General features: G+C 54.0%; 2 tRNA genes. Both read right to left on the reverse strand.

What is annotated here, in order from left to right:
• Nucleotides 1–17 precede the first annotated feature (17 nt).
• Nucleotides 18–91: transfer RNA gene (locus tag FJM74_RS22145), tRNA-Ala, on the reverse strand.
• A gap of 17 nt (nt 92–108) precedes the next feature.
• A tRNA-Ile gene (locus FJM74_RS22150) sits at nt 109–185 on the reverse strand.
• Between the last annotated feature and the right edge of the window lie 117 nt (nt 186–302).

The raw sequence follows: 302 nt of genomic DNA on the forward strand, positions 1-302 counted from the left end.
TGTTACTGCATCTCCTGTGGAGAATAACGGAGTCGAACCGTTGACCTCCTGCGTGCAAAGCAGGCGCTCTAGCCAGCTGAGCTAATCCCCCTCTTAAAACCGTGTAAGTGGTGGGCCTGCGTGGACTCGAACCACGGACCTCTACATTATCAGTGTAGCGCTCTAACCACCTGAGCTACAAGCCCGCGTCCACCGCAGTGGATATCCAGTCACTCTAATGCTGCTGTTTGTTCTTTTTTTGAAAGATGAAGAGACGAAACCTCTACCCGCGCGGGGCTTTTCCTGCGCCTGGGAAAGGCCAG

It is taken from the genome of Pontibacter beigongshangensis (assembly GCF_014332515.1).
Taxonomy (GTDB): domain Bacteria; phylum Bacteroidota; class Bacteroidia; order Cytophagales; family Hymenobacteraceae; genus Pontibacter; species Pontibacter beigongshangensis.